Annotated in this window: 27 protein-coding genes; 21 read left to right on the forward strand and 6 right to left on the reverse strand. The window is 36.1% G+C overall.

All coding sequences use genetic code 11. From position 1 onward, the window contains the following. Positions 1 to 65 precede the first annotated feature (65 nt). From MKY81_RS06015 to MKY81_RS06075, 13 genes are all read left to right on the forward strand, one after another. A complete protein-coding gene (locus MKY81_RS06015) occupies positions 66 to 809 on the forward strand; it encodes a YwmB family TATA-box binding protein (protein ID WP_108072193.1) in 744 nt (247 codons plus the stop codon). Positions 810 to 841: 32 nt separating this feature from the next. After that, positions 842 to 2,152, forward strand: coding sequence for a UDP-N-acetylglucosamine 1-carboxyvinyltransferase (gene murA, locus MKY81_RS06020; protein ID WP_066231178.1), 1,311 nt, complete (start codon positions 842 to 844; stop codon positions 2,150 to 2,152). A gap of 168 nt (positions 2,153 to 2,320) precedes the next feature. Continuing rightward, the gene (locus MKY81_RS06025) at positions 2,321 to 2,899 is read left to right on the forward strand and encodes a LemA family protein (protein ID WP_066231182.1); all 579 of its coding nucleotides are present in this window, start codon (positions 2,321 to 2,323) and stop codon (positions 2,897 to 2,899) included. After that, a complete protein-coding gene (locus tag MKY81_RS06030; RefSeq protein WP_066231185.1) occupies positions 2,896 to 3,657 on the forward strand; it encodes a TPM domain-containing protein in 762 nt (253 codons plus the stop codon). Before MKY81_RS06025 ends, MKY81_RS06030 begins: the two co-directional genes overlap by 4 nt. A gap of 177 nt (positions 3,658 to 3,834) precedes the next feature. After that, positions 3,835 to 4,845 carry a stage II sporulation protein D gene (gene spoIID / locus MKY81_RS06035; protein WP_066231188.1) on the forward strand — a complete coding sequence of 337 codons (1,011 nt, stop codon included), beginning with the start codon at positions 3,835 to 3,837 and terminating at the stop codon, positions 4,843 to 4,845. A gap of 94 nt (positions 4,846 to 4,939) precedes the next feature. Continuing rightward, positions 4,940 to 5,779 (forward strand): M23 family metallopeptidase, encoded by an 840-nt coding sequence (locus MKY81_RS06040; protein ID WP_235993027.1) that lies wholly within the window; start codon positions 4,940 to 4,942, stop codon positions 5,777 to 5,779. A 412-nt stretch (positions 5,780 to 6,191) separates the two neighbouring features. Then, entirely contained in the window at positions 6,192 to 6,455 is a 264-nt protein-coding gene (gene spoIIID, locus MKY81_RS06045; protein ID WP_066231193.1) for a sporulation transcriptional regulator SpoIIID, read from the forward strand. A gap of 244 nt (positions 6,456 to 6,699) precedes the next feature. Next, positions 6,700 to 7,698, forward strand: a complete 999-nt coding sequence (locus MKY81_RS06050) for a rod shape-determining protein (RefSeq protein ID WP_066231196.1) — start codon at positions 6,700 to 6,702, stop codon at positions 7,696 to 7,698. 42 nt (positions 7,699 to 7,740) lie between these two features. Beyond that, on the forward strand, positions 7,741 to 8,550 hold the full coding sequence (locus MKY81_RS06055; RefSeq protein ID WP_341117118.1) for a flagellar hook-basal body protein: 810 nt from the start codon (positions 7,741 to 7,743) through the stop codon (positions 8,548 to 8,550). Positions 8,551 to 8,578: 28 nt separating this feature from the next. Further along, entirely contained in the window at positions 8,579 to 9,412 is an 834-nt protein-coding gene (locus MKY81_RS06060; protein WP_066231202.1) for a flagellar hook-basal body protein, read from the forward strand. Between the two features lie 14 nt (positions 9,413 to 9,426). Further along, positions 9,427 to 9,693: a DNA-directed RNA polymerase subunit beta gene (locus tag MKY81_RS06065; RefSeq protein ID WP_107920943.1), complete on the forward strand. Its 267-nt coding sequence runs from the start codon at positions 9,427 to 9,429 to the stop codon at positions 9,691 to 9,693. A 241-nt stretch (positions 9,694 to 9,934) separates the two neighbouring features. Next, positions 9,935 to 10,360, forward strand: a complete 426-nt coding sequence (fabZ, locus tag MKY81_RS06070; RefSeq protein WP_066231207.1) for a 3-hydroxyacyl-ACP dehydratase FabZ — start codon at positions 9,935 to 9,937, stop codon at positions 10,358 to 10,360. Positions 10,361 to 10,462: 102 nt separating this feature from the next. Beyond that, on the forward strand, positions 10,463 to 10,759 hold the full coding sequence (locus MKY81_RS06075) for a hypothetical protein (protein ID WP_142406481.1): 297 nt from the start codon (positions 10,463 to 10,465) through the stop codon (positions 10,757 to 10,759). Positions 10,760 to 10,840: 81 nt separating this feature from the next. On the opposite strand, the gene MKY81_RS06080 is transcribed toward MKY81_RS06075, so the two are convergent. Then, a complete protein-coding gene (locus tag MKY81_RS06080) occupies positions 10,841 to 11,278 on the reverse strand; it encodes a YwpF-like family protein (protein WP_066231210.1) in 438 nt (145 codons plus the stop codon). Between the two features lie 257 nt (positions 11,279 to 11,535). Here MKY81_RS06080 and MKY81_RS06085 point away from each other — a divergent pair, with 257 nt between their 5' ends. After that, positions 11,536 to 11,886: a single-stranded DNA-binding protein gene (locus MKY81_RS06085; RefSeq protein ID WP_066231212.1), complete on the forward strand. Its 351-nt coding sequence runs from the start codon at positions 11,536 to 11,538 to the stop codon at positions 11,884 to 11,886. 17 nt (positions 11,887 to 11,903) lie between these two features. Then, positions 11,904 to 12,083, forward strand: coding sequence for a hypothetical protein (locus tag MKY81_RS06090; protein WP_108072195.1), 180 nt, complete (start codon positions 11,904 to 11,906; stop codon positions 12,081 to 12,083). Between the two features lie 130 nt (positions 12,084 to 12,213). On the opposite strand, the gene MKY81_RS06095 is transcribed toward MKY81_RS06090, so the two are convergent. The 5 genes from MKY81_RS06095 to MKY81_RS06115 all read right to left on the reverse strand — a co-directional run bounded on the left by MKY81_RS06095 (position 12,214) and on the right by MKY81_RS06115 (position 20,194). Then, the gene (locus MKY81_RS06095; protein ID WP_341117123.1) at positions 12,214 to 15,006 is read right to left on the reverse strand and encodes a DEAD/DEAH box helicase; all 2,793 of its coding nucleotides are present in this window, start codon (positions 15,004 to 15,006) and stop codon (positions 12,214 to 12,216) included. After that, positions 14,999 to 16,564: an SWIM zinc finger family protein gene (locus MKY81_RS06100; protein WP_107920947.1), complete on the reverse strand. Its 1,566-nt coding sequence runs from the start codon at positions 16,562 to 16,564 to the stop codon at positions 14,999 to 15,001. The genes MKY81_RS06095 and MKY81_RS06100 overlap by 8 nt, the downstream gene beginning before the upstream one ends. A gap of 17 nt (positions 16,565 to 16,581) precedes the next feature. Next, entirely contained in the window at positions 16,582 to 18,192 is a 1,611-nt protein-coding gene (locus tag MKY81_RS06105; RefSeq protein ID WP_108072199.1) for an alkaline phosphatase, read from the reverse strand. A 98-nt stretch (positions 18,193 to 18,290) separates the two neighbouring features. Continuing rightward, entirely contained in the window at positions 18,291 to 19,517 is a 1,227-nt protein-coding gene (locus tag MKY81_RS06110) for an efflux RND transporter periplasmic adaptor subunit (protein WP_108072201.1), read from the reverse strand. Between the two features lie 17 nt (positions 19,518 to 19,534). Then, positions 19,535 to 20,194, reverse strand: a complete 660-nt coding sequence (locus MKY81_RS06115; RefSeq protein ID WP_108072203.1) for a hypothetical protein — start codon at positions 20,192 to 20,194, stop codon at positions 19,535 to 19,537. A 173-nt stretch (positions 20,195 to 20,367) separates the two neighbouring features. Between MKY81_RS06115 and MKY81_RS06120 the strand changes: the two genes are divergently transcribed. The 6 genes from MKY81_RS06120 to MKY81_RS06145 all read left to right on the forward strand — a co-directional run bounded on the left by MKY81_RS06120 (position 20,368) and on the right by MKY81_RS06145 (position 25,749). Next, positions 20,368 to 21,432, forward strand: coding sequence for an NAD(P)H-dependent flavin oxidoreductase (locus tag MKY81_RS06120; RefSeq protein ID WP_108072205.1), 1,065 nt, complete (start codon positions 20,368 to 20,370; stop codon positions 21,430 to 21,432). A 457-nt stretch (positions 21,433 to 21,889) separates the two neighbouring features. After that, positions 21,890 to 22,513 carry a YhbD family protein gene (locus MKY81_RS06125; RefSeq protein ID WP_107920950.1) on the forward strand — a complete coding sequence of 208 codons (624 nt, stop codon included), beginning with the start codon at positions 21,890 to 21,892 and terminating at the stop codon, positions 22,511 to 22,513. Between the two features lie 14 nt (positions 22,514 to 22,527). Next, positions 22,528 to 23,247 (forward strand): bactofilin family protein, encoded by a 720-nt coding sequence (locus MKY81_RS06130; protein WP_108072206.1) that lies wholly within the window; start codon positions 22,528 to 22,530, stop codon positions 23,245 to 23,247. A 27-nt stretch (positions 23,248 to 23,274) separates the two neighbouring features. Next, positions 23,275 to 23,979: a polymer-forming cytoskeletal protein gene (locus MKY81_RS06135; protein ID WP_108072208.1), complete on the forward strand. Its 705-nt coding sequence runs from the start codon at positions 23,275 to 23,277 to the stop codon at positions 23,977 to 23,979. Positions 23,980 to 23,996: 17 nt separating this feature from the next. Further along, positions 23,997 to 25,499: an MDR family MFS transporter gene (locus tag MKY81_RS06140; RefSeq protein WP_066231248.1), complete on the forward strand. Its 1,503-nt coding sequence runs from the start codon at positions 23,997 to 23,999 to the stop codon at positions 25,497 to 25,499. Between the two features lie 100 nt (positions 25,500 to 25,599). After that, positions 25,600 to 25,749 (forward strand): Lmo0850 family protein, encoded by a 150-nt coding sequence (locus MKY81_RS06145; RefSeq protein WP_165797707.1) that lies wholly within the window; start codon positions 25,600 to 25,602, stop codon positions 25,747 to 25,749. Positions 25,750 to 25,765: the final 16 nt, after the last annotated feature.

Here is a 25,765-nt window from a genome sequence, read left to right on the forward strand (position 1 = left end):
ACTTTTCCTAAGTATGTAGTCTTCCGTACTGGTAAAGACTTTAACTAAGGAGAGGGGAAATCCAAATGAAAAAAAGCGTACTATATCTGTTAACAATATCAATTTTTTTTAGTTTGTTTTGTGTAACTATTGGGAATAGAACGGTATTAGCAAATTTTACTACTGATTTAGACATGCTGGTCAAAGAAATAAAACGTGAACACGGACAAATTTCTGAATGGTCTCTATATACAAGAGAATCAATAAATATTTCTTCAAAAAATGATTGGTTAAAGCAGGTAGACTTATTAAAAGAGCAATTTCCTCAACTGAAGTGGGATGTGAGGGAAGAAAAAGGGCAGTGGCAAGCAGAAGGCTTATCAAGTAAAAAAAATATTGTCGAATCAATAAAACTTTTGTCGACCCCTACAAATAATCAATATACTTCGTATTTAATATATGAGGTAAAAGGTATTCATTGGAATAGCCAAATTGCGCTCAATGTGAATAAAACAATAGGTGTAAAATTGGATGCTCTTTACAGTAAGAAACCAGTGTTTTTCTCTTGTATAAAAGGCGAATTCAGTGATAAAATGGATAAGGTTTTATTGTCTGAAGTAAGTCAAATATTGACAAGCTTACATGCAAATGAAAAAGAGGCGTTAAAAGAAAAAGATTTTGTTTCTATTTCTGCATATTCATCGGAGTTTATGCAATCAGTCCCAACAAAAGATAACCGAATGAATCTGCAAATTGGCTTACGAAAAACTGGAATGGGCGCCAATACGAGCTTTGTAATTGGCACACCTATCATAACGATTGAATATTAATATAGAGAAAATGGACGCGGAGGGGAATACTTTTGGAAAAAATCATCGTCCGCGGCGGAAAACGGCTAAACGGTACAGTTCAAGTTGAAGGTGCAAAAAATGCTGTACTGCCTGTTATCGCTGCATCATTGTTAGCTAGTGAAGGAAGAAGTATTATTCGTGATGTACCATCACTCTCCGATGTATATACAATTGGTGAAGTGTTACGATATTTAAATGCTGATGTAACGTTTCAAGAAAATAAAATATCTGTAGATGCATCAAGAGAGTTGTTAATTGAAGCTCCATTTGAATATGTAAGAAAAATGCGTGCTTCTGTCCTTGTTATGGGACCGCTATTAGCAAGAATGGGAAGAGCACGTGTTGCATTACCTGGTGGTTGTGCGATTGGCTCAAGACCAATCGACTTACATTTAAAAGGCTTTGAGGCAATGGGAGCAAAGGTAAAAGTCGGGAATGGCTTTATCGAAGCCGAAACGGAAGGTCGCTTAAAAGGTGCGAAAATTTATTTAGACTTCCCTAGTGTTGGCGCAACACAAAATATTATGATGGCTGCAACTTTGGCAGAAGGAACATCAACAATTGAAAACTGTGCAAAGGAACCAGAAATCGTAGATTTAGCTAATTACTTAAATAAAATGGGTGCATCAGTAAAGGGTGCAGGAACAGGTACGATTCGTATCGAAGGTGTGGAACGTCTATATGCCGCTGATCACACAATCATACCGGACAGAATAGAAGCTGGTACATTTATGATTGCCGCTGCTATTACTGGTGGCAATGTACTTGTAAAAGGTGCTGTTCCTGAACATTTAACATCGCTGATTGCTAAGCTTGAGGAAATGGGCGTAACGATCATTGAAGAAGAACAAGGTCTTCGTGTAATTGGTCCTGAAAAGCTTAAAGCAGTTGATATTAAGACAATGCCTCATCCTGGTTTCCCGACTGATATGCAATCACAAATGATGTCTCTACTAGTTGTCGCAGAAGGTACAGGTATGATAACGGAAACGGTTTTTGAAAATAGATTTATGCATGTTGAAGAATTCCGTCGAATGAATTCAGATATAAAAATCGAAGGTCGATCTGTTATTATTAATGGACCTTGTCAGCTTCAAGGTGCAGAAGTATCTGCTACTGATCTTCGAGCAGCAGCAGCCTTAATCATTGCTGGATTAAGAGCAGATGGCTATACGAGAGTAACTGAATTAAAACATTTGGATAGAGGTTATTTGAATTTCCATCAAAAATTAGCATCATTAGGCGCGGATATCGAAAGAGTCAATGATGAAGTAGAAGTTACAACAACAAATAGAAAAGAATTTCTTTCCGAACAACTTTAATCACAAAAAAAGCCCAAATTCATTGTTTGGGTTTTTTTATTGTGTAAAATAATTATAGGACCAAATATATTATTAATTTTATGTTATAATCGGCAGACATTTGATTAATGATTAATTTGTAGAGGCTTTTTTTATCCAAATCGGTATACATATAAGAGGAGTGAGAAGATGAAAAAGGGAAGTATTATCTTAATAAGTATCATCGTTGTTATAGCTATTTGTGTTATTGCGGCAGTTTCAAGCTATAATGGGTTTGTTTCCGCAGAAGAGAATGTTAATCAAAAGTATTCAAATATTGACACACAACTTCAAAGAAGAGTTGATTTAATTCCTAACCTTGTAAACACTGTAAAAGGTTATGCCTCACATGAAAAGGAAGTTATTAAAGATGTCTCAGATGCTCGTGCTAAGCTTGCTGGTGCTAAAACGCCGGAAGACCAAGCAGCAGCAAATGATAACCTTTCGGGTGCATTAAGTCGACTTCTTGTAGTAGTTGAAAAATATCCAGATTTAAAAGCGAACCAAAACTTCCAACAACTAATGGATGAGCTGGCAGGTACTGAAAATCGTATAGCTGTGGCTCGAAAGGATTATAATGATGAAGTCGCCCAGTACAATAAAAAGGTCAAACGATTCCCTGGGTCGATGATGGCAGGTATGTTTGGGTTTGATCAGAAGCAATACTTTAAAGCTCAGAATGGGGCTGAGGAAGCTCCTAAAGTTGACTTTGAGGGGAATGGTCAATGATTAGAAAGACCCTTCTTAGCATATCTATTGTTGCCGTATTAGCAATAAGTTTGTTAGGAAGAATCGCCAGTGCGGAAATACCTAATCCAACCGGGGATATATATGTTCAAGACACTGCAAATGTATTAACACAGGAAGAAAAGGCAGAGTTAATTAACCTTGGACGACAGGTCGATGATCAAACAAAAGCCCAAGTAGCCGTATTAACCGTTTCTACTCTTAACGGCCAAGATATCGAATCCTATGCAAATGCTGCTTTTAGGAAGTTTAAGCTAGGTAACAAAGAGTTAAATAACGGCGTGTTGTTACTCTTAGTTATAGGGAAAAAGAAGGAAGATAGGAAGATTAGAGTAGAAGTTGGATACGGACTAGAGGGTGCTTTACCAGATGGTAAAGTAGGCAGAATCCTTGATCGATATGCGTTGCCATATTTAAAAGATAATAAAGCAGACCTAGCTATTGTTAATACGTATAAACAGCTTTTAAATGAAGTGGCAAATGAATATAATATTAAGGATGTTGCAAAGGCAGAACCTTATCAACAAGAATCCTCTTTTTCTACTTGGAAAGTGATATTAATAGCCATTGGAATCATCATATTAATTATTATCGATATGAAATTTTTCGGTGGTGCACTCACATATGTGTTAATCAATCTCCTTTCCTCTATTTTGAGAAATGGCGGAGGAGGAAGTGGTGGAAATCGTGGAGGCGGCGGAGGCTCCTCCGGTGGAGGCGGAGCCAGCCGAAACTGGTAAAAGGCAGAATTGGATTTGTTAATTACAAATTCAGTTCTGCCTTTTTTATGTTTTAAGAAAGTATAACATTTCATTGCTGACCAAGGCGTTTTAGCTTTTCCAGTCATAAATGCTTGTCCTAACCCATATGTATGAAAGGAGGAAAATAAATAAATTACCAATATGGAGGCATCAAGCATGAAACATATTAAGCCAATTGTCCTTGTCAGTATCCTAATTCTCGCCGTATCATTCGCCATTCCATCGCTCCTTGTACTGCCTTTTTCAAAAGAAAAGGCAAGTGGAAAGCTTGATGAAAATATGAAAGAAAAAAATACAAGTACATTACAATCATCTATTGATATAGCTGTTTTCAGAAATACTAGTCAAAAAGTTGAACAAGTACCATTAGAAGAGTATGTAGTAGGGGTAGTTGCTTCAGAAATGCATGCAACCTTTGAAGAGGAAGCACTCAAGGCACAAGCATTAGCAGCACGAACATATATTGTTAGGCAACTATTAAGCGGGAATAAGGGTATTCCTAAAGGAGCCAATGTAACCGATACAGTGAGTGATCAGGTGTTTCAAAATAAAAAGGAATTAAAAAAACATTGGGGTTCAAAATATCAAAAGAACATAAATAAAATTACGAAAGCAGTAAAAGCAACAGAAGGAAAAATATTAACGTATGATGGAAAGCCGATCTTTGCCTCGTTTTTTTCGACAAGTAATGGATATACCGAGAATTCGCAGGATTACTGGGCAAATGCGATTCCGTATTTAAAAAGTGTGGAAAGTCCGTGGGATAAAAAGTCCCCAAAATATCAATACCAACAAGAATTTGTAGTTAATGATGTTGAGAAAAAACTAGGCGTGACTTTAAGAGATAATAAAGAAGTAAGTACAAACTTTACGTTAACAGAAGGTAAAAGAATTGGAACAGTAATCATCGGTGGAAAAAAATTTACCGGAAGAGAGGTGCGTGAAAAATTAGGTCTTCGATCCTCCGACTTTAGCTTAGCTAGAAAAGGCAATAAAATTATCGTGACAACGAGAGGATATGGTCACGGGGTAGGGATGAGCCAATATGGAGCAAATGGTATGGCTCGAAGTGGAAAGAGTTATAAGGAGATTGTACAACATTATTACCAAGGAATAGAGATTAGTGAATCAAAGCAATTATTAGATAAAGTAACCGCAAAAAAATAATATTTAGCCCAATAGCTTGTGATTTTCAAGCTATTTTTTTATTTATTAAAAAAATTTTCGTAAAAATGTATATATTTTCGCATTTGTGTTCAAAATGGTTGCTGAGGTGATGAAAATGAGAGAGGAAGAAAAGAAACTAACTTCTCAAAAAAAGGGTAAAAAAAGCTTCTTAAAAAAACGTTGGGTTTATCCTGCTATTTATCTAGCAAGTGCTGCATTAATTATTTCAGCAATCTTTTGGTACCAATCATCAGGTAATCAATCAGCAAAAAATGAATTTGGTATGCAAGGGGATAAACTAGGTAAAAACGGCAACAAGAATGACGCGGTTGAAGTAGGAAAATCTGTAGAAAACTTTAAATGGCCAGTCAAAAATACGGAACAGGCCCAAATTGACAAAGAATTCTATGACGAAAAGGCTTCTGAAGACAAGCAAGAGGCAGCAATGATTGTTTATGGTTCAACGTATCAACCTAATCGTGGAATTGACATTACCATGAAGGATGCAAAAGACTTTGAAGTTGTTGCAGCATTAAGTGGTACTGTTTCAAAAGTGGAAGATGACTCTGTACTTGGAAACGTCATTGAAATCCAACATGAAGATGGTGTTGTTACACAATATCAATCCATTAAAGACTATAAAGTTAGTGTTGGAGATAAGGTAAAACAAGGACAAGTTATTGCTACTGCAAGTACAAGTCAACTAAACGAAAAAGCAAAAACACATCTTCACTTTGAAATTAGAAAAGACAATATAGCTGTGAATCCTGTTTCTTATTTCGATAAACCAGCATCTTCTATTGAAGAAGTTGTAAAAGAACAAGCGGTTGATCAAAATAATGAAAAGTCAAATGATGAAAGTGATCAATCAAAACAACAGGATAATAAAGAAGACACTACAAATGGTACCGATCAAGAAGATACACAAGGATAATAACCAAAGGGGCAGAATTTAATAGATTCTGTCCTTTTTTATTTGTTTTTGTATTATTTTCCTAAAGATTTTGTCGTGTGAAAAGTCGTATTTTTATTCGTCAGAAATTTTAGTAATAAACCTTGTCCTTGTTACGGTTTTTGTGCATATATTTTAACCCAAGCTAATAAAATGTTACAAACTTGACAAAAACAAAGAGAGTGTTTGAGGTGAGGAATCGTTAACCATAGATCCTATAGATTTAGTTATATATTTGATTAGTCTCAGTACCTACAGAAGGTGTTTGAATCACCTTCTGCCACATATGAAAGCAAAGTTTTAAAGTATCATATGGGGAATACAGTATTTTCAGTCGAAAATAAACGAGTCTCATTTCACACTTCTCACATCCAATTTGGGGAGGGCGAGTGGTGTGCACGATTACATCAAAGAGAGAACTATCAAGATTGGAAAGTATATCGTGGAGACGAGAAAAACAGTTCGCGTAATTGCGAAAGAGTTTGGCGTGTCCAAAAGTACTGTCCACAAAGACCTTACAGAACGATTACCAGAAATAAATCCGGAACTTGCCAATGAAGTAAAGGAAATATTAGATTATCATAAATCAATTCGACACCTTCGTGGTGGTGAAGCAACAAAACAAAAATATAAAAAAGAAGAATTTCAAAGTAATTAGAGGAGTGGGGAGCAATCTAAATAAGATTGCTTCTTTAATTTATTTTATTAATGACTATTTTATATAAGAAAAGTTTCACATATTTTTTCCATATTTTAAAAAATATTTTATGACAAGTCATTCCTAAAATCGACAAAAATATGCTAGAATATTAAATTAGGGAAATAAAAACTTTTGGACAGAAAAACTTTACATAGATAACCCTTTAAAATGCGTGATTTAAGACGGAAGGAGTATATATTAAATGTTTGCAAAGGATATTGGAATCGACTTAGGAACAGCGAATGTATTGATACATGTAAAAGGACAGGGGATTGTTTTAAATGAGCCATCTGTTGTTGCCATTGATAAAAATGTGAATAAAGTATTGGCGGTTGGTGAAGAAGCCCGTCGTATGGTTGGGAGAACTCCAGGAAATATCGTGGCGATTCGCCCATTGAAAGATGGGGTTATTGCTGACTTTGATGTGACGGAAACGATGCTTAGACATTTTATCAATAAATTAAATGTAAAGGGATTCTTATCAAAACCTCGGATCTTAATATGCTGTCCTACTAACATTACGAGTGTAGAACAAAAAGCAATTAGAGAAGCAGCAGAAAAAAGCGGCGGTAAAAAGGTTTACTTGGAAGAAGAGCCAAAGGTCGCTGCGATTGGAGCTGGAATGGATATCTTTCAGCCAAGCGGGAATATGGTAGTCGACATTGGTGGTGGAACAACAGATGTTGCTGTTCTTTCTATGGGAGATATCGTTACTTCAGCATCAATTAAAATGGCTGGGGATAAATTCGATACCGAGATCCTTCAATACATAAAAAAAGAATACAAGCTATTGATTGGAGAACGTACAGCTGAAAATATTAAAATTAATATAGGTACAGTATTCCCAGGTTCTAGAAATGAGGAAATGGAAATTCGCGGTCGTGATATGGTCACCGGTTTACCACGAACAATTTCGGTTAATTCAAAAGAAGTTGAATTAGCGTTAAGAGAATCGGTTTCTGTAATCGTACAAGCGGCTAAAAATGTGTTAGAGAAAACCCCACCGGAGTTATCAGCTGATATCATCGATCGTGGAGTGATTTTAACAGGCGGCGGCGCTCTTTTACACGGAATAGATCAATTACTAGCTGAAGAGTTAAAAGTCCCTGTATTAGTGGCTGAGGAGCCAATGGACTCGGTAGCAATTGGTACGGGCATTATGCTTGAGAACATGGATAAAATTGCAAGCAGAAGATTTTAATAATTTTTACGGATATTCAATATATTATGGCAGGTGTAGACAATGTTAAGAGGCTTTTATACAGCAGCATCAGGAATGATTGCACAACAAAGAAAAACCGACCTGTTAACAAATAATATGGCAAATTCAAATACACCAGGTTTTAAAAGTGACCAATCAGCAATAAGAGCATTTCCTGAAATGTTGTTACAACGACTTGACAAGAAATCTATCCCTGTTGAAAATAGTATTTCTTATTCTAGATTTCAAAAAATTGGTGCTCTTAATACAGGCGTTTATTTACAAGAAGCGATCCCTAAATTTCTGCAAGGCGATATGCAAGAAACAGGTTTAAAGACAGATTTAGCACTTATCGATTTAAATGGAAACAAAAGCAGTGCCTTTTTTACTGTTCAAGATCAAAAGGGAGAAACGAAATATACCCGTAATGGGAATTTTACAATTGACCCAAATGGATACCTAACAACTGCGAATGGTATGTATGTTTTAGATAATCAGCAAAATAAGATTCGTTTGAACAGTGATCAATTTGAGGTTAGTAGTAATGGAACGATAACCGGCGATGGAACGAGAGCTCAATTAGGTATCGTGTATTCAAATAATCCCGAGAAATTAATGAAAGAAGGGGACGGTTTATACCGTACTGAAAATAATCGTGAGCTTCCCAATGCAGCCAATAATCAATATCGTCTTCAGCAAGGATTTCTCGAACGTTCGAATGTAGATATCTCTCAAACAATGACTGACATGCTTTCAACATATCGTTCATTTGAGGCAAATCAAAAGGTTCTTCAGGCGTATGATAAAAGCATGGAACGAGCGGTAAATGAGATTGGTCGTGTAAATGGTTAAGAGAAAATTAATGTGAGGGAATCGAATTGTGAATAGATCAATGATAATCGCATCTAATACAATGAATCAACTGCAAAAACAGCTTGATATTATTAGTAACAATATGGCAAATGCAGATACAAATGGGTTTAAAAAAAGGGAAGCTACTTTTACCGACCTATTAGCCCAATCGTTTAATAATCAACCGAATAAAAACGATGAAATCGGTAGACTAACCCCTGAGAAGCTACGTTTAGGGACAGGTGCAAAAATGGCACAAGCCCAGCTTGTATTGACTCAGGGTAACATTAAAGATACAGGTAGACCGTTAGATGTAGCTTTAACGAATGAAAAGCAATTCTTTAAAGTAATGACAAATAAAAATGGGAAAAACGAAGTTTGTTATACACGTGACGGAAACTTTTCGTTATCACCGATGGGAACGAATGAAGTAGTTCTTGTAAATAGTAGTGGTTACCCGGTACTGGATGAAAAAAATCAAATGATTATTTTTAACAAAAATGCGAAGGATTATGCCATTTCAGAAAATGGAAAGATTACCGTTACTTTAGCCAATGGCAAACAACAAACAGCAAATTTAGGTATGATCTCAGTAAGAAAGCCTCAGTTTCTTGAACAAATAGGAGAAAATCTTCTAGGAATTCCTGCAAAAGCGAACATAAACATCAATGATGTTTTAACAGAGATGACGGGTCCTTTAAGAAATCAAATATCAATGAAACGAGGTTCGCTCGAGACATCGAATGTTGACACAGGAAAAGAAATGACTGATTTGATTAATGTACAACGTTCCTATCAATTTCAATCGAAAGCTATTACGATGTCAGATCAAATGATGGGTCTAATAAATGGTATTCGTTAAAAGGGGTTAAATCAATGACAGAAAAGGAAATCCAGCACAATCCAAAGACACGTGAACAACTAAAAGAAGAGAAAGTAAAGGCATCTACCAAAGAAAAAAGGAAAGTACGCGTTCGTTTAATTCCAATTTGGTTAAGGGTAATCATTGTGATCTTTACTTTGTTCATTAGTTTAATACTCGGTGTAATCATAGGTTATGGAGTAATTGGAGATGGAAAACCGATGGACGCATTGAAAAAATCTACCTGGACCCATATAATTGACTTAGTAAATAAAAAATAAGAAAGGGTAGACGCCCTTTCTTTTTTAATGAAGTCTATGTTAAATCATATTGTTGAATTTGCAACTATGTTGATTGGAGCGGAAGGCACGAGACTCCTGCGGGATAAACGGTATACGGGAGACCCCGCAGGCGCGAAGCGACGAGGAGGCTCCCGAACCGCCCGCGGAAAGCGAGTGCCTGGAGCGGAAATCAACAGGTAAGTTTAGCAGAGCCTTATTTGAAAATGGAGGTTTTTTTGAAATGTTAGATATTCAACAAATTAAAGAGATTATTCCACACCGCTACCCTTTTTTACTTATTGATCAAATATTAGAAGTAGAAGAAGGCAAAAGTGCTGTTGGAGTAAAAAACGTCACTGGCAATGAAGACTTTTTTAATGGGCATTTTCCTGAATATCCAGTCATGCCGGGTGTATTAATCGTCGAGGCTCTAGCACAAGTTGGTGCGGTAGCCATGCTTAAAAAGGAAGAAAACAGAGGAAGACTAGCCTTTTTTACCGGAATTGATAACTGCCGTTTTAAGCGTCAAGTAAAGCCCGGTGACCAATTAAGACTTGAAGTAGAAATGATTCGTTTTAAAGGGCCGATCGGTAAAGGAAAAGGTGTAGCAACAGTGAACGGTGAATTAGTTTGCGAAACAGAAATGATGTTTGCTTTAGGTAAATAACTTTTTGAAAGAGATTTGTGAAAACAAATCTCTTTTTTTGTATTCATTTAAATTGTGAGGGAATATTAATGGCAGGCCGACACTTTGGTCTTGAAAAACAATATGAAAAAGGTGATTATTATGGGTAAATTATTGAAAAAAGCAGGGGGTTCACTGCTAGCAACCATGCTGCTATTTGGCTGTGCAAACAATGATCAAAAACCACCACCTAACAACAATAAAGGTGTAAACGATGTAGACAAAAATGATGTAAAAAATAAAAACTTAGATAATAGCAACCTAAATAATAATAAAACCGATTTACATGACAATAAAACGAATGACACAGACAATAAAATTGATAAAGAAGATACAGATTTAGATATGAATACTAATAAAGATAAGGATAAAAATAAATAAACTTATCTGTTACTATCGCCTTTTTCATTTCCTCTAAAGAAAAGAAAAGGGCGCTAATGTATATTGCGGATTCCGTTCCCTTTATAGCTTACTTTTCGGAACCGCAAATCGCTTCTTTTTATTCATACGGTTTGAAAATTCCTGTACTAATTCATCTCCACTAAAACCATCATTGACTAATTCATTTAGTAATAGCTCCGCATATTTGCTTCGTTTCACATTTAAATGCCCTTCTAATAGTACGCTTATATTTTTTTCGAATTTCTTTATTCCACGTATATGTGTGCTAAATGGGGCAGGGTCATTCCCTTCATGTGTGATGATTACTTGGACATTAACATCATCATTTTTTTGCTGTATGATACGAAAATAATCATAAAATTTTTTATCGGTGTACGCCTCTATTAGCCAGGTTGCTTTCCCATCTTCTTTATTAATAATTAACCCATCTTCTAAAGGAATATTCATCATATTTCCATCATCAACAATTTGTAACGATACAATTTTGAAGGTTTTCATTTAAACTCCTCCTCCATATTTGTTAAATTATATCACATTATCACCGGATGAAGAAAATACATCACTCATATGAAAATAAAAATTAAAATGCTTAAAAAAGTTTTTTAAATGGAAAATTAATTCTAAATATAGAATACATCCTGCGCAAATTGTCATTTTCAATAATTCAGTGAACAAAAAATACTATTTTGCTAATTTTACCATATGACTAAATCAAGTTATGATAATAACAGAAAATGAAAGGAGAGGATATATTTTTGCTAAATCAAGTGACCTTAGTTGGGAGGTTAACGAAAAAACCGGAGCTTCGTTATACGTTGGAAGGGAAAGCGGTACTAAATGTCACACTTGCACTTAATCGACATTATAAGAATAGTGCAGGTCAATATGATGCCGATTTTGTCCTATGTACACTTTGGAATAAGGCTGCAGAAAATACAGCAAAATATTGTACGAGGGGCTCAATTTTAGGCGTCGTTGGAAAAATTCAAACGAGAAATTATGAAAATCAAGATGGGAAGAAGGTGTATGTGACTGAGGTAGTAGCCGATTCAGTGAAATTTTTAGGTGGAAAGCCTTCAGAAGATAGGGTGCTCCATACAACTTAAAAAGAAGGGACAAGATAATGGAAGAATTAAAACAAAGAATAGAAAAATTAGAGAACTTAGTAGAAGACCTTATTTTTATGTTAGGAAGAGCCAATCAAAGAGTATTTAATCTTTCTATACAAACCACTCATCTAGAAAATCAACTACTGAAAAATCATCGAAATGACCACACATTATCTACAAAACATGTTTCATAAGAACAACCATTTATCTTTTTACTCCAAACAATCCTCATCAGATAAAAGTAGTAGTTTCATATCCCCATTTTCCCTCAAAAAATTGCGACCAGCTACGTACGCTGGTCGCTTTTTTTGATTCTATCCATTATTAGGACAATGCTAGTAAATCTTGTAGCTCTATATTTGAAAGCTCAGTAATCCAATTATCGCTTTGAATAATTTCATCATTTAATGCTTGTTTCTTTTCGAGCATCGCATCAATTTTCTCTTCTAAAGTGCCTGTAGTAATGAATTTATGAACATGAACAAAACGACTTTGACCAATTCTATAGACACGGTCAGTCGCTTGATTTTCGACAGCGGGGTTCCACCAGCGATCAAAATGAATGACATGATTGGCTGCTGTTAAGTTTAATCCGGTCCCCCCGGCTTTTAGAGAGATTAGAAAAATAGGAAACTCCCCATTCTGAAAGGATTGCACATATTCATCACGTTTCGCTTTAGGCATACTCCCATTTAAAAATGGTACATCCAAATTAAAATGGGAATTCAATGTTTCCTGAATAATTCTTCCCATTCCTATATATTGAGTAAAAATTAAGCATCCTTCGTTTGCATCAAGTACGGATGTTAGCAATTCAATGAGTTTTTCAATTTTATGAGATCGTTTCACTACATTGTTTGGTCTTTCCTCTTTCAAATATAAAGCGGGATGATTACAAAGTTGTTTTAAATGATTGAGCATTTTTAAAATAAGACCTTTACGCTCAAAGCTCGATAATGTTTCAATTTGATCAAATGTATCACGGATAAGCTGTTCGTAAAGAGAAGCTTGTTCGGTTGTTAATGGACAGTATTCTTTTTCTTCGATTTTATCTGGTAAATTTAATTCAACTTCAGGATCTTGTTTCGTTCTTCTTAATAAAAATGGTCGAATAAGTGATTGAAGTTCTCGTATTTTCCCTTCCGTGCCGTCCTTTTCGATTGGGAGTATATATTTCTTTTGAAATTGCGAGAACGTTCCAAGAAAGCCGTGATTCGTGAAATCAAATATTGACCACAATTCAGATAAGCGGTTTTCCATCGGTGTTCCTGTCAAGGCAATTTTGTGCTCCCCATTTAGTTTTCTAATTGCGCGAGATTGTTTCGTCCCCGAGTTTTTAATATTTTGCGCTTCGTCAATTGCTATCGTACTCCAATGAATTCCAGAAAGCTCGTCAAAATCTAGATGGGATATACCATACGTGGTAAGAATGACATCGACATCTTTTAGAGATTCATCAAAATGTTCACCTTTTGGGCGATTCGGCCCATAGTGAAGGACTACTTTTAAACTTGGTGCAAAGCGTTCGAATTCCTTTTGCCAATTGCCGAGAACAGAAGTTGGACATATGATTAGGGAAGGGGTATGAATCCCAATTGTATTTTTTACATGTAATAAATACGTGATGAGCTGAATGGTTTTTCCAAGACCCATATCATCGGCAAGAATGGCGCCAAACTGAAATTTTCTTAGAAAAGCTAACCAACTAAACCCTTGTACTTGGTAGGGACGTAAATGCCCTTGAAACTTATTAGGTACGGACAGTTGTGGAATATCTGCTAAATCGGTAAGCTGTTGGATTAATTTCTTAATTGATCGATTTAATTCAATTTGGATTTTGGCAAATGCTTTTGGATTAAAATCTTCATCTATTTCTTCATCTGCAGTAATTAATTCTTGTTCAAAGATGTCTCGTACTGTTAGCCCTTCCTTTTTTGCACGTTGCATTAAATCTTGAATCTGCTTGATCATTTTTGGATCAAAGCGTACCCACTGGCCATTTAATTTAATTAATTTTCTTTGGCTTTCGATTAACTGCTGAAAGTCATCTTCTGAAAGCTCCGACCCATTAACCGATAACCGCCAGTCAAAATCAATCATGGCATTTAAGCCGACAAAGGAGGGAGAGTAACTAGTGTTCGTTTGTTTCATTTTCGCTTTCACTGCTATTTGAGCATCTTTCATTGCCATCCACCATGAAGGCAATAATATCTCAACTCCCAATACGTGGAGTTTTTCACTTGCTTCTGTTAAAAAAATCCATGCTTGATCTTCATCTAATTCATCGTTCAAGCCGTTAACACCTTTAAGCCAAGGGAAAAGTTTCACCCATCTTCGGTGTTCTTCTTGTACCTCAGCGATGAATGGTTTCCATTTTGCAGGAGAATCGTTCATTGAATATAAACGATCCGGGAAACTTCGGTCACGTAGTACAGTCTCCAGTTTCCAACTATCTTCATGTTCCTCCGGTTCCGAAAGCCGAAGCGCAATCTTGAATGGACGATCATTTTTTAATCCTAACCATTTTTGAAAGCTTACTTCATCAAAATACAAAGTCAACTTTTCTGCAGATAGTCCGGAGCTCATTAAGCTATTAATTTTATCAATTAATTCAGGTCTAGTTTGAAAATAGTGTTCAACGGCAGATTGAAACCAATTTTCAACGATTGATTTGACGGTCATATCATTGTATTTTTGCTCCCAAAATGAATCATGGAAATCATCGATAACGAGTGAAGGGAGTGGCCATTGGATCATCTGCTCATCTTGTGCGAAAAGGGGAGAGAAAGCCCCTTTTACTATAGCCTCATGCATTGTATAGGCGGTGGATAAGAATATTTGTCCTAGTTCATCCCATTCCCACTGGATCATCGAACTGAAACCCTCTGTGGCTAATAGGGTTAATAGCTCCCAACTAGTTACTTTCACTCCTTCAATTGAATGATGTTTTTCAAAAGACAGAGAGGTTCCAAAGAAACTTTCTTGGTGCCATATAAATAATTGGCGCTTCCAATCCGTTGGATCCACATGAGTTCCATTTTCATCAGTAGTATGGATAAAGAACATTCCATCTTCACATTTTTCTATTACTACATGTAATAACCTGGTTTTAAGCATGTATCAATTTGCCCCTTTTACATTCTTCATGAAACGCACGTAATCGTTTCGTTTTGAGTAATAAGCTTTCAAAAAAACGTTCCCATATATCAGAAGTTTTTTGTTTTTTATAAAGGGTTCGGAGCTTTTTTAAATATCTTACTGCCTTTTTATAAGAATCCCGATTTCGTTCAGCAATCAAATGTTCGATGGCTTCATGATAAAGTGGCATAAGTAAGTGAGGTCGGCTTTTTCCTATTGCTTCAAGTCGTGAACGGTCGATAAACTCTAGCTCAATTCCTTTATATTGCTGGAGTTCCACCCACTCTTTAAATCTCCCTTTTGTAAATAAATAGTCACTATACTGATAAAAGGTATGTGGCAATGTTTGATTATATATTTTTTCTAATAAAAGCGGATTTTGTTCCGCCAGAACGCCCTCATTAATAAACTGAAAAAATGACCGAATGAACGCGTAACGGTCATATTCACTAGCGTTTTCTAAATAGGATGGTACGAAAGCAGCAATCGTGTTTAAATATAAATAGAGACGATTGTACAGCTTTTGTTCATTTAAGTATTTTAGCCAAAAAGATGAGAAGGAGGCAATTTCACCTCCATATTGTTTAATTTCCTCGATTGCAGTATCGTCATATCCGCACATGATAGCGAGATGAATCAACCCGATTTTAATGCGCTTTCGATTATCTATTTTTACTAAATCGGATAAACGATTGTATTCTAATTTTTTCCAGATCGTTTGTTTAAATAAAAATGTCCAAAGTAACTGATACAACTCTATTAATTCGTATTCATAATATGATGATTCTTTTAATAAAAAAATGCTATCTTCCCGTAAATAACTTAAGTATGGATCAAATGCAAACGGTGCAGCCGATACCTTTAATATTTTTAAAGCTTCATCTGCCTCATCAAGCATGAATTCGAAAAATCGTTTAAACGTCCGAATATGATATTCGGAGCATAATTGATTCACTATTTTCATCGATTCATATGCAGCAAACAATTGATAGAGTGGTTTCCATTCTCTTTCAACGGGAGCGTATTCGATTAGACTGCGGTATTTATTTTTACAGGTCACTTCGAGGACAAATTCATTTCTCGGATCAATCCCTTGGTAGGCATGTCGAAAACGCGCCAGCCACGCCTCTACTCCATCCAAAGTGGCAGGTGTTTTTTCTTTCAATAGATCACTGCCTCTTTTTATATGAGCTAAAATATTTGTCGTCGATTCTTCCCTTTTCCAATCTTGTATCCATTCAAAAACACTTCCATTTTCGCTATATGCAGAAAAGAAAAGCGCTAGTTGGTGACGGCATATCCCTTCTTGGGGACAGCTGCAATAACTAGTGGATGGGTTTTCCAATGTCAAAGTTACTTGGACAGGGGTTACATCCTGTACTTTACCGATAATTTCTGTCGGTGACTTCTTTTTATTGTAAACAAGTTGTTGTCGATATAGTAATAATCCTTTTTGGACAAGCTTTTGGTGGATATCACTAGCAGGGTCTAATAATTCTTGCAGCTGTTTTCCGTACTGTTTTATCTCTTCGCTCATGTGATGATCAATCCTCCCTAATCAAGACTAATCCAAAAGTTACTTCCGTTGAATATCGTAATCCCTTTTAATTCTACAACATTTTCATTATAAACTTTAATGTTTTTATTTGCAGGGTAGGTTATCGTTGTTTCTCCTTTTTTTGCAATGAAAATCGGATTTTCCTTTGTTGTAAGGTCAATTTTCGTCTCATACCCCAAGTTTTTGTAATACTCGTTCGCATTAACAAAAAGGGAATGATTCAGTTTATTAAAGGAGGGAACATTTAAAAATTCTGCTATTATTTTCGGGATTTCTGTATTATTTATGAGACCAACGGGTTTACTCGGTCCATAAGCATATAAAAAGACATCTTCACCAGTGTGTCCCCTTGTTGTAAATCCTAAATGGGCGCGTTTAGCTAATTGAGTGACCATTTCTTCTTCAATATCTTTTGCTTTTTTTAAGCGAATAAAGTCTTGTTTGGATAACGGATCTAACCCATATGATTTAGCTACCTGTTTAATATTCGTGTGTTCAGTATTCAATTGAGAGATTGCGCCGGCCAGTGAATATTTCGCCTTTTTAAGTGGATTTACGAAGTTTTGTACAGGTGTTTTAAAATAGGAATGTCTCGTATCGTCATTCCCCATTGTTAACCCACTGTTCCCGTGATCTGTTACAGCAATTAGTAATGTATTTTTATCGTTTTTGGCGAAACGAAGTGCTTCCTTAACGGCTGCATCAAAAGCTAGAACTTCACTAATCATTCCGATAGGATCATTTTTATGCGCGGCCCAATCGATCTTGCTTCCTTCAACAAATAAAAAGAAACCTTGCTTCTGCTTCGCCAAGAGTTCTATCGCCTTTTTCGTCATCTCTGCCAGGGAAGGCTGGTTAGGTGCCAGTTTTTGACGATCAATTTCATAAGCAATATCTTCATTTGCAAAGCTGCCCCATACTTTTGTGCCTGATATATGTTTTAATTGTTCCTTCGATTCGATATAATGATAGCCTTTCTGTTTTATTGTCTGAATTAAGTTTTCTCCGTCTTTTCGATATTGCGGAAGTATTGAACCGATCCCTATTGGTTGTTGCGGAAGTTGATTCAGATCTGGATTTTTTGGAAGGAGAGCTATTTTTCCTCCTCCTAATACGACATTGATTCCTTGGTAAACTTGTTGTTCGGCAATATCATCATAATCATTTCGAGATGCAGAATGTGCAGAAAAGGCAGCGGGTGTTGCATGCTGAATAGGGGAGGTAGAAATGAGTCCGGTGGCCAACCCCTTCATTTTTGCTGCCTCTAGTATATTAACCGTTGGCCTCGCTACAAAACCGTGGTTTTTGTCTAAAAAGGGAATCATTCCAATCATATCTTCATTTGTTTTTTTTCCTACTGCCATTGCAGTAGCGGCCGCGGCAGAATCAGTGATTCCTGACCGTAATGAATAGGTTTGTACACCACCTACTAGGATGCTATCTAGTGAAAGTGGGCGCCCTTTATACCATCTTGCAAGGGTTACGACATCGGAATTTGTTCCGTCCATAACCATAAAGATTACGTTTCTTGGCTTTTGAGTATCTGCATGAATGGAGGATAATGAAGTTTGAAAAAGAAATAGCATGATAATAAGAACTTTTTTCATCATAAACTCACCTCAACCTATTAATACTTTAGGTTTTGAGATTGACGAAAAAATATTCTTCATATGAAAAAAAGTGCCTTTGGTGGCACTTTTTCTTCTTATTTTTGCAGGATCCCGATTGTCACATATTTGAGTGCGGATTTCCACTTCACTTGTTTAATTGATTTTTTATCAATATCTCCTAAATCAAGTGGAGTGATGAATCTGCCAGATTGTTTAATCGAATCAGGTTCACTAATATAAAGTTCCCCGATTTGTGTTCCGCTATTAACCTGCTGCTTGTCGTTTATTTGAAAACCAAGCGTAATCGGCTTCTTTTCTATTAATCCTTTATCTAAAACCCAAATATAATATTTCTTTTTTTGCATGAACATACTGTCTTTATTAATGACTATTGCATTACTTATTTCCTTTGTAATCACTTCGGTGTTTACATGATAACCTTCATGTAATTTTTGTTCGAAATCATCCAACGATATTTCATAAGGGTAGAGTGACTTTTCTTCTACTTTTGGTTTGTTTTTAGGTGAAGTGGAAATCTTCTCTAATACACCGGTAATCTTCCCCTTAAATAAAGGGGAGGTAGAGATTGTTTTCATACCGCTTTCCACTTGGGAAAGTTGTTCCTCTGATAATGTTCCTTGAATGACAGGTGATGTTGAGACAATTGTAAGGACAGGGTTTTTTAAATTGTAAGAAATATTTTTAACAATTCCGGAAGTGTTACTAACAATCGTTAGATTTCTAGCTTCACTGTCATAGTTGTCTTTTTGCTCTTCATATTGCTTTAGCTGATGTTCAAGTTTTTCCTTTTCTAGCTCTTTTTGATTAATCTCTATTTTAATTGAATATGATACGGTTTTAGGAATGGAAGTTGATTCTTCCTCCTTTTTATCTGTCTTCACTTGTGTTGCTTCATCCTTTTCGGCATCTGAAAGTAAAGAGGACAGATTTTGCAGATGGGAATCAATACTATCAATTTCTTGTTCGATTCGATCAATTTCTGTATCTAGTAACTCTTTTTGTTTCTCAATATTTAAAGTGGAATAATCAAATAAAGGGGTCCCTGTCTCGACTGTGTCACCTTCTTTTACTAAAAACTGATTAAATCCGGCTTTTTTGTCTACATAGAAATAATGTGTTTCGGATGGTGCGACAACTCCATCGCTTGAAAATGATTCAATTAAATGGCTTTGTTTTACAGTTTCCCATTTTGAAACATACTGTAAACGATCAATTTTATTGTTCTTTTTTTCTATTAAATACACATTCACCGCTATAAATAGTAGGGCAAATGCTATTAATAAAAAGGACCATTTTTTCATCACGATTCACCCCCACTTTAAAATAAACGATAAAAATCGATATCGGTAAATAATGCTGTGATGCCCCAGAAGATAAGGTTGACGACAATCACCAGTATTAGCAAGGATATACGATTTTTTTCAGAAAGTGCGCATAAACTTTTATATTGAATATATATTCCCCAAATCTTAAAGATTGATAGACAGCCTAATAATGCTATTAGAAATGGAATGGTTGTAATGTATTGGCCGATTACTCCGAAAGAAAGCGGAGAAGAATACCAGTCCAAGTTAAGCCATAATACAAGAGGGAAATAGGTCATATGTTCAATTAAGAGGATGAATAATACAAATACTTGTATCACTACGAGTTTTCGATAAGATACATCTGCAAATACACTAAATACAAGTGGAGTGATGTACAATATACAAACGGAATAAATAATTCCTGAAAGTGTTTTTCCCATGACGAAAAGTGCTTTATGCCATTCGAATACTCCTTTCGGATCAAGAGTGAGAGTTTTCGAGATGGAGGCGGATCCAATCCCCAATAAACCTTCCAATGTAAAAATAACTGCACTAAATAAAATCATTAAAAACAGTCTCATTTTGAGTCCGTAAATGACTTCTGCTTTACCTAGTTGAAAGAAAGTAGTCTTCGGTTTAAATAAGTGAAAAATACGAGATTGGTAGACCATGCATAAACCTCCGTCGGGCAAAATATCTACCATTATTCTATCTTATTTTACATAAATATTACAACCTTTCAAAAAAATAAGTAATATTATGGTGAATTAGCTCGAAGGATAGTATTTAAATTCGAATAGGATCATTGGTACAATAATTAGAAGAAGCGAAAGGGAGGATTATAATGTTTCACAGTAACTGGATTAAAACATTACATATAGACTATCCAATCATACAGGCGCCGATGGCTGGCGGGATCACGACACCAGAACTGGTCGCTGCTGTTTCAAATGCCGGGGGACTTGGAATGATTGGAGCGGGTTACTTGAATGCAGAGCAAACGAGGAAGATCATTCGAGAGGTTAAGTCACTTACATCTAATCCGTTTGGGATTAATTTGTTCGTACCAGAGAAAAATGCAGTAGAAGAAGTGGAAATTTTGAAAATGAATACTCATTTACAAAAGTATCGTGAAGAATTAAATCTTCCAATGGAAATGCCAACAATAAGTAATAACAGTGTATTCGAAGAGCAAGTAAGGATCATCAGCGAAGAAGGTATTCCAATCTGTACTTTTACATTTGGATTACCGGCGGAACCAATTGTGAAACAGCTAAAAGAAGCAAAGATCTTTTTAATGGGAACAGCAACAACAGTTAAAGAAGCGCAATATGGAGAGAAAGCAGGAATGGACGCAATTGTCGCACAAGGCAGCGAAGCGGGGGGACACCGTGGAACATTCCTTGGAAAAACGGAAAGTAGCATGATCGGATTAATATCTCTCATTCCTCAAATTGTTGACCAAGTAAATATCCCTGTCATTGCCGCAGGGGGAATAATGGATGAAAGGGGCATAATGGCTGCCCGCTGTCTAGGAGCCCAAGGGGTACAAATGGGAACGGCTTTTTTAACTTGTGTAGAAAGTGGTGCACACGAGTTGCATAAAGCTGCCATCCTCAAAGCAACTGAAGAGGAAGTAGTATTAACTTCAGCTTTTTCAGGTAAGAATGCCAGGGGAATCAATAATCGTTTTATTAAAGAGATGAGTGTTTACGAAGGAGTTATTCCGAGCTATCCCGTTCAAAATTCTTTAACAAAAGATATTCGTAAAGCAGCGGGCGAACAAAACAATCCTAACTTCATGTCGTTATGGTCTGGACAGAGCCCTAGATTAAGCAAAAATAAAACAGTAAGCGAGTTAATCCAAGGACTGGTGGATGGATATAATCGAATCAAGGGGACCATATAGGAATAAAACAATGTTAAGAAAACAGTGTGACATGTATGTCATGCTGTTTTTTATTTAGGCTCTTTTCTAAAGGATCTTTGTGTAAATTTTGTTGTTTTTTGAACATAGACCATTCCTTTCGCTCCAATCCACTCTGCGTTTTCATATTTGTTAATACAGCGATTTATTGAATTTCTTTTCTCAATTGTTTTAACTTGAAGTTCCGTTAAAAAAGATTGATTGGAGCGGAAGGGTGCGAGACTCCTGCGGGATCAGCGGGACAGGTGAGACCCCGCAAACGCGAAGCGTTGAGGAGGCTCACCGCCTGCCCCGCGGAAAGCGAGCACCCTGGAGCGGAAATCACCTGCATACTTATCAATAGCAACAAAGTTTGCGAAAACAGCCATTGTTTTAAAAAAACATTTGCATAACGTAACAGTGTTATGTTACATTAATTTCATGAAAGGGGCGTTATGTGATGAGTCAAGATTTAATATCCAAAAAGGACTTGTTAGACCTGACAGGAATCTCCTATGGGCAATTGTATAGATGGAAACGAAAAAATTTAATACCAGAAGAATGGTTTATTCGAAAATCAACTTTTACAGGACAAGAGACATTTTTCCCTAAGGTAAAGATATTGGAAAGAATTGAAAAGATTCAATTAATGAAGGAAAACTTATCTTTAGACGAATTAGCTGATGTATTTTCTCCTGAATTAACGAATGTAAGTCTAAGTAAGGAAGAAATATTAAAACGAAGCATCTCATCAAAACCTATTATAGACTTTTTTATTGAAAATATCGGTCAATTAACAGAGTTTTCCTTTGAACAAACATTAACGATTTATATTCTTGAAAAGATGCTTCAGTCCGGAGACATTAATCTGGAAGAAGGAAAAATGGTTCTGCATGTACTACAGGAGCATTATCGGAAAGTAGATTCCAAAACAGCAGAGCTGATTTTTATTCGAAAATTAGGAATGTCAACTTGTTTTCTTGCATCAAATAGTGACGAACTTTTCTTTGAGAAGGGGACAAAAGTTGTCGTTCGGCTTTCGTTAGCTAGTTGCTTGGAAGAATTGAAATCAAAATGGACATAATGGAGGAATTGACCATGGGGTTGGATAGGAAAAACGATTTAGTGATTAATGGCTTTGGAAGATCAAATGGTGGCCAATTTGAAGATGTTGTTTTAAACGGTAAAGGTACGATTGATGGTGATATCGAATGCAAGATGTATGACTGCAATGGAATGGGAACTTTAAATGGCAATGTGACAGCGGAGAAAGTACGAATAAATGGCAAGGGGAAAATCAATGGCAATATTGTTGCAAGAGATATTACGGTTGATGGACACGCTTCATTAGGCGGAAATACTTCACATGAATCACTTAGGATTTCCGGTCATTGTTCTATCGGTGGAACAGTGAAAGGCGATAAAGTGAAAATAAATGGGAAAGCATTGATTGGCGGAGATTGTGAAACCGAGGAATTTGTTACTGAAGGTATTTTTACTATTGGCGGTCTTTTGAATGCTGAAGAAATTGATATAGCTTTATATGGTGAATGTAAAGCAAAGGAAATTGGTGGACAGTCCATAAGAATTCGGCAAAAACCGTATGGAATCATTAAATTTTTACGTTCATTGTTCCCCACTCGTTTGATAACCGACATTATTGAAGGCGATGATATCTATTTGGAAGGTGTCCGAGCAAAAATCGTTCGAGGTAACAATGTTACGATTGGCAGCAATTGTGAAATAGATTTAGTTGAATACTATGAAGAATCTTCTATAGATAAAGGCTCAACTGTGAAAGAGTGCATTAAGCTGTAGTACAACTATGAAAGAGGGGAAAGTAGAATGGAGCGAAGAAATTTAAATATATTTGGTTCGGGAAGCTATTCCGGTGGTCACTATGCAAAGGTGAAAATAAAAGGCGATGGAACAGTAACAGGTGATATTGACTGTCAAGAATTCAAAACGCATGGAAATAGCCAATTGTTAGGTAACGTAAAAGCCGAATCATTTATTATTTATGGAACGGTCGATATAAAAGAAAATCTGAAATCAAATGTAGTAAAAATCAATGGAACGATGGACAGCAATGGTGATATCTCGGGAAATCAGATTTTAATTCGAGGCAATGGAGAAATTGATGGAAATCTTTATGGGGAAAAAGTAGAGATCAAAGGAAGTCTGTCTGTTAACGGGAATTGTGAAGCAGAAACCTTTCAATTAGATGGCGGGTTTCAAATTAGCGGACTATTAAATGCGGGAAGTATTAACATTGGAATGAAATACGGAGAAAGCAGAGTAAATGAAATTGGCGGAGAATCAATTACGATTCGTAAAAAACCTTCATTTCTTGGGATGAGCAAACATTTTGGGAAAATGACAACTGAATTGATTGAGGGAGACATAATTTATATAGAGTATACTGATGCAAAAATCGTTCGTGGAAATAATATAGAAATTGGACCTGGATGCAATATCGAGATAGTCGAATATAAGGAAAACTTCAAGCAACATAAAAACTCGAACGTAAAAGAAAATAGAAAAATATAGGTGAAGGGGAAGGATATATGATTGGTAATAAAAGTAAAATAGGATTTGTTGTCGCGGGTTTACTACTGGGGATACTAATGGCATCAATGGATAATACCATCGTAGTTACAGCGATGGGTACAATTGTAGGAGATTTAGGCGGACTAGAAAGTTTTGTATGGGTAGTTTCTGCTTATATGGTAGCGGAGATGGCTGGGATGCCAATATTTGGTAAACTATCAGATATGTTTGGTAGGAAAAGATTTTTTATGATGGGATTAATTTTATTTATGATAGGTTCCATTCTTTGTGCAACGGCAGGAAACATTACTCAACTTAGTATTTATCGTGCCATTCAAGGGATTGGCGGAGGAGCCTTAGTACCGATAGCATTTACGATTGTGTTTGATATTTTCCCTCCGGAAAATCGGGGAAAAATGGGCGGATTGTTTGGAGCTGTTTTTGGATTATCAAGTATTTTTGGCCCGCTTATCGGCGCTTATATTACTGATTATATCAGTTGGCATTGGGTGTTTTTAATCAATCTACCATTAGGTATTCTTGCACTTGTCTTTGTTACATTGTTCTACCATGAATCAAAACAGCATGTGAAACAAAAAATTGATTGGTGGGGGGCTATTACACTAGTTGGAGCTGTCGTTTGCCTTATGTTTGCTTTAGAATTAGGCGGAAAAAAATATGATTGGGATTCAACGACAATCATCAGTCTCTTTGCCGGTTTTGTTATTCTATCTTTTATTTTCATCTTGATAGAAAAAAGAGTTTCAGAGCCTATTATTTCATTTCCTATGTTTAAACAGCGACTATTTGCGGGTAGTACACTAGTAGCACTATTTTATGGAGCGGCATTTATGACCGCTACTTTATTTATACCAATGTTTGTTCAAGGTGTATATGGAGGAAGTGCTACGAATTCGGGATTAATCTTACTTCCGATGATGCTAGGATCAGTTGTAACAGCACAATTAGGTGGATTTTTGACGACAAAATTAAGCTATCGAAACATCATGTTTATTTCAGGAGTCATTACTATCGTTGGGTTGTTCTTACTGACGACAATAACACCTGAAACAAAACGGTTCATGCTTACCATCTATATGATTATCACTGGTTTAGGCGTTGGATTCTCCTTTTCGGTACTTCAAATGGCAGCTATCCATAATTTTGGGATGGAGCAACGAGGATCGGCAACATCAACAAGCAACTTTATTCGTTCGTTAGGAATGACGATAGGGATTACGATTTTTGGTATGATTCAAAAGAATATATTTGCCAATAAAATGGATGGTGCGTTTTTAGAAATGGGCCCAATGCCAAAGGGAACTGCCATCGACCCAAATGCACTTTTAAATGAACAGGCACGTGCCCACATTCCAACTGAAATTTTAGGAAAAATAACGACTGCATTATCTTCATCCATCGTTCATACTTTTATGTGGGGGTTAGTGCCCGCTGGATTAGCGTTCTTACTTATATTTTTAATGAGTAAGGAAAAAATGGTGTTTAGTAAAGCGAAATAAAAAGGCGAACAAAATGTTAAAATTTTTTGAAATTGATATACATCATTGATAGTTTAGGGTAAAATAATATATGATGTTAAATTCGAAGAGGTGATCTTCCTTGAAAAGAGATCATGATAAACTGAAGAAGGTAATTACTAACTTTGCGGAAATTGGGGTAAAACTTTCAAAAACAAAATCCCGACTAGAAATCTTCAAAGTGCTGGAAGACGTAAAAAACATCCCAAAATATCCGAAACTACATCATTAGTTATTATAAAATAAGT

It is taken from the genome of Heyndrickxia sp. FSL W8-0423, assembly GCF_038009395.1.
GTDB lineage: Bacteria > Bacillota > Bacilli > Bacillales > Bacillaceae_C > Heyndrickxia > Heyndrickxia sporothermodurans.